Raw genomic sequence first — 5,164 nt, forward strand, 5'->3', positions numbered from 1 at the left:
AGCTCAAGTCGGCTACCGCCAATGCTGCGAGAGCAAAGGCGAGCCTTGCCAAGGCGAATGAGCAACTTGGCTACTCCGAGCTGAGAGCCGAGTTCGATGGCGTCGTGACCGCCACGTCCGCAGAAATGGGCCAGACCGTCTCTGCCGGCCAGCCGGTCTTGAAACTGGCGCGCATCGAGCAGCGCGACGTGGTCGTCGACGTGCCAGAAGCGCAGTTCAGTAACGTTCGCCTGGACGACAGCTTCCGCGTCGCCCTCCAGCTCGACGGCAGGATGCAGGCCATTGGCGTGGTCCGCGAGATCGCGCCTCAGGCCGATCCCAACACCCGCACCTATCGGCTGAAGATCGGGATCGACCAGGCGCCGGACATCTTCCGCCTCGGCGCCGTGGTCACCGCGACGCCGCTTGTCGGAGAAAGGAAGCAGGCGATCGCGCTGCCGCTCTCCGCCATCCGCCATGAAGGCGGTGCCAGCCAGGTCTGGGTCGTGGATCGCTCGACTGCCCAGGTCGGCCCGAGAGTGGTGGAGCTCGATGGCGGCGCGTCCAACGCCCGTTCCGTCCGGATCCTGTCGGGTCTGCAGGAAGGCGAAGAGGTTGTCGTCGCCGGAGTCGATGAACTCGTCGATGGACAGAAAGTGAAACTCGGACAGGAGCAACGCCCGTGAATAAATTCAACCTTTCGGACTGGGCGCTCGAGCATCGTTGTCTCGTCTGGTATTTCATGATCATGTTCGCAGCGGCGGGAGCCTTTGCCTATCTCGGCCTCGGCCGCGAGGAGGATCCGTCCTTCACGATCAAGACGATGGTGATCCAGGCCCAGTGGCCCGGCGCCTCCGCCGAGGAGGTGACACAGCAGGTTACCGACCGCATCGAAAAGAAGCTGCAGGAACTCGACAATCTCGAACATACCCGCAGCATCACGACCGCCGGTCAGACGACCGTCTTCGTCGACCTGCTGCCGGACACGAACGCCCGGGACGTGAAGTCCACCTGGTCGCGCGTCCGCAATCTGACCGACGACATTAAGTACGCGTTTCCTCAAGGCGTGGTCGGTCCCTTCTTCGACGACCAGTTCGGCGACGTCTATGGCAATATCTTTGCCTTTACGGGTGTCAGCGGACTTAGCCAGAGGGAACTGCGTGATTTTGCCGAGAATGCCCGGACGCAGATCCTCAAGATTCCCGACGTTGGCAAGGTCGACATCGTCGGTGCGCAGGACGAGGTGATCTATCTCGAATTCTCGACCCGCAAGATAGCCGCTCTTGGTATCGACCGCTCCGCGATCATTGCCACGCTGCAGGCGCAGAACGCCGTCACCCAGTCCGGATTTGTCGAGACGGGGCCGGAGCGCGTCGCATTGCGGGTCGGCGGGCGGTTCATCTCGGAAGAGACCTTGCGCGGGATCAATCTTCGCGTCAACGACCGCTTCTTCCCGCTGACGGATGTCGCCACCATCACCCGCGGCTATGTCGATCCCCCGACGTCGCTTTTCCGCTTCAACGGGAAGCCAGCCCTCGGCTTGGCGGTCGGCATGAAGACCGGCGGCAATCTGCTCGCCTTCGGGGAAACGCTTGAAAAGACGATGGGCAACATCATCCAGGAGCTTCCGGTCGGCGTCTCCGTCGAAAAGGTCTCCGACCAGCCGAAGGTGGTCGACGAGGCGGTTGGGGGCTTCACAAAGGCCCTGTTCGAGGCGGTCGCGATCGTACTCGCGATCAGCTTCATCAGCCTCGGGATGAGGGCCGGCCTGGTGGTAGCAATCGCGATCCCGTTGGTGCTCGCCATCACCTTCCTGGTGATGCTCTACACGGGCATCTCGCTGCAGCGCATCTCGCTCGGAGCGCTGATCATAGCGCTCGGCCTCCTCGTCGACGACGCCATGATCGCCGTCGAGATGATGGTCGCACGGCTGGAAGCGGGCGACAGTCTCACGAAGGCCGCCACCTACGTCTACACATCGACTGCGTTTCCCATGTTGACCGGCACGCTGGTAACGGTCGCGGGCTTCATCCCCGTCGCTTTCAACAAGAGCAACGCCGGCGAGTTCACCTTCACGCTCTTTGTCGTCATCGCGGTTTCGCTCGTCGTTTCATGGGTGGTCGCGGTCGTGTTCACGCCCCTGATCGGGGTGACCATTCTACCGAAGACCATGAAGAAGCACGCCGAGCACAAGGGGCGCGTTGCCAGGGTGTTTTCAAGCCTGCTGCAGTTCTGCCTGCGCTGGCGCTGGATGACGATCGTCGCGACGGTTCTTCTCTTCGCCGGATCGATCGTCGGCCTGTCGATGGTGCAGCAGCAGTTCTTCCCGAGTTCCGATCGTCCAGAACTGATCGTCGACTGGAACCTGCCGCAGAACAGTTCGATCGCCGAAACAAGCCGCCAGATGGCCCAGTTCGAGCATGAGATGCTGGTCGACAATCCTGGCGTCGAGCATTGGTCGACATACGTCGGCAGGGGTGCGCCGCGCTTCGTCCTGTCCTTCGACGTGCAGCCGGCCGACATGTCCTTTGGCCAGACGATCATTGTCACCAAGGGACTCGACGTCCGCGACAAGCTGAAGCAGCAGATGGAGGCCTACCTTCAGAAGACCTTTCCGGGAACGGACGCCTACGTCAAGCTTCTGGACATCGGGCCCCCGGTTGGCAAGCCGATCCAGTACCGTGTGTCCGGAGAAAATCTGCAGAGGGTGCGCGACCTGGCACAGAAGCTGGGCTCGATCGTCGGCACCCATCCCTCGCTCAGAAACCTCGCCTTCAATTGGAACGAACCGGCCCGTGTCGTGAAGATAGACGTGCTGCAGGACAAGGCCAGACAGCTTGGCGTCTCGTCCGAGGACATCGCAATGGCGCTCAACACCGTCGTACAAGGAAATGCCGTAACCCAGGTCCGGGACGACATCTATCTGGTCGATGTCATCGGCCGTGCCGCAGAAAAGGAGCGCGGCTCGATCGACACCCTGCTTGACCTGCAACTGCAGAGCAGCAGCGGCCAGTCCGTTCCGCTGTCATCGGTGGCAACCTTCCACTATGAGCTTGAACAGCCGACAATCTGGCGGCGCGACAGAATTCCGACCATCACGATCCAGGCCGGAATCGGCGATGCGACGCAGCCGGCGACCGTTGTGAAGGCGCTCTTCGAGAAGGTCGCGGCCTTCGAAAAGACGCTGCCGGCCGGGTATACTGTCAAGGTCGGCGGCGCGGTCGAGGAAAGGGCCAAGTCGCAGGGTCCGATCGCGAAGGTGGCGCCGGCCATGTTCGTCATCATGGCGACCCTCTTGATGATCCAGCTTCAGAGCTTCCACAGGCTGTTTCTGGTCTTTTCCGTGGCGCCGCTGGCGCTCATCGGCGTCGTCGTGGCGCTGCTCGCCAGCAACTCGCCGCTCGGGTTCGTCGCACTCCTGGGCGTGCTCGCGCTCGTCGGGATCCTCATCCGCAACTCCGTGATCTTGATCGTCCAGATCGAGGAGCTGCGTGCACAGGGAATGTCGGCATGGAAGGCGGTGGTGGAGGCGACCGAGCACCGCATGCGGCCGATCATGCTCACCGCCGCGGCCGCGACTCTGGCCCTGATCCCGATCTCGCACGAGATATTCTGGGGGCCCATGGCCTACGCGATGATGGGTGGGATCGTCGTCGGCACGGCGCTCACACTTCTCTTCCTGCCGGCGCTCTACGTCGCATGGTTCCGGATTCCTCGTGAAGTCGAGCAGCACTGAGATGAAACGATCGCTCCGGCATCCTGGGCGCGTTGCCCACGGATATCGCCTCGCTGCGACGATCGCCACCGTTCGTTGCGCGTGCAAGACTGGCCCAATCCTTTTGGCCCTGTCTCTGATCGCATCGGGTTGCGCCAACCGGGCGCAGGACGTCCTTCGGCCTCTCGCGGTTGCCCCGACCGGCACAAGCCGGGTCACCATGCTGGTGGCCACGACGCGCAAGCCTTCGGAGGATCCTGGCAAGCTCTATTCGGGTGACCGCGGAACGGCGATCTCGCTTAACAGCGTCGACGTGTCCATCCCGCCCGACAGGAACCGCAAGATCGGAGAGGTGCAGTGGCCGTCCCGCATGCCGCCCAACCCGCAAAAGGAGTTCGCGGTCACGGAGGTCGCCAAGGTGCAATCCGAAGGCAAGGCCCTGGACTGGTACCGAAGGAACCGAAACAAGAGGCATCAGGTCATCATCTTCGTTCATGGATTCAACAACACCTATGCCGACGCGGTCTTCCGCTTCGCGCAGATCGTCCATGATTCGGGAACCGACGCCGCGCCGATCCTCTTCACCTGGCCCTCGAGGGGACGTGTGTTTGACTACCTCTATGACAAGGAGAGCGCCAACTATTCGCGTCGTGCCCTGGAGGATCTAATCCTCCAGGCTGTGAAAAGCCCCGACGTCGACGACGTGACGATCCTCGCCCATTCGATGGGCGGCTGGCTTGCCGCAGAGGCGCTACGCGGCGTCGCTATGCGCGAGAAATCGATCCCCGCGAAGGTGAAGAACGTCATCCTCGCATCGCCCGACATCGATATCGACGTGTTTCGCCGTCAGTTCACGGAGATGGGGCCAAGGCGGCCGCACTTTGCGATCCTGACATCGACACGCGACAAGGCGCTGGAGGTCTCGAGCTGGCTATCGGGTGGCGTCAACCGCGTCGGCGGGGCCGATCTCAGACCCTATGCGCCTGTGCTCGAAGACCTCGGCGTTTCCGTCATCGACACCAGTGGCGTCACGACGAACGATCCGCTCGGCCACAACGCCTTCGCCGACAGCCCCGAGGTCGTGCGCCTCCTCGGGCTGCGGCTAGCCGGCCAGAGTCTTGATGGCGGAAAGGCAAGCGCTGCCGACCAGATCGGCGCGACTGCGGCGAATTTCGCAGGCCAGGCGGCGCGGCTTGCCGTTGCGGCGCCAGTCGCTGTCATCAGCCCGGAGGCGCGCGAGATCCTGAAAGAGGAACTCTCCTCCGACGGCACAACCATCAAGAATGGGCAGATTTCGTACTGAACCTCCGCCGTTTAACCGGAGGTATGGATCCCCTTTGGGCCGTTCAACCAATTGCAGGAACCGTTGGTTGCAAGCCGCCGCAATCAAAACAGCCGAAAACGCACACAACGCAAACAAGCACTCCACACGGAGGGATTTCTGCGGGGGGCGGCAAAAATCGTCTGCGC

The 5,164-nt window shown here is 62.4% G+C and carries 3 protein-coding genes; all 3 read left to right on the forward strand.

Annotated features, from left to right (window positions below):
* A partial coding sequence (locus tag PMI09_RS09925; RefSeq protein WP_007792083.1) for an efflux RND transporter periplasmic adaptor subunit occupies positions 1-665 on the forward strand: 665 nt, incomplete at its 5' end.
* Entirely contained in the window at positions 662-3,715 is a 3,054-nt protein-coding gene (locus tag PMI09_RS09930; RefSeq protein WP_007792085.1) for an efflux RND transporter permease subunit, read from the forward strand. The genes PMI09_RS09925 and PMI09_RS09930, both read left to right, overlap by 4 nt.
* 1 nt (position 3,716) lies before the next feature.
* Entirely contained in the window at positions 3,717-4,997 is a 1,281-nt protein-coding gene (locus tag PMI09_RS09935) for an alpha/beta hydrolase (protein WP_007792086.1), read from the forward strand.
* The last annotated feature ends 167 nt before the right edge of the window (positions 4,998-5,164 follow it).

The organism is Rhizobium sp. CF122 (assembly GCF_000282035.1).
Lineage (GTDB): Bacteria > Pseudomonadota > Alphaproteobacteria > Rhizobiales > Rhizobiaceae > Rhizobium.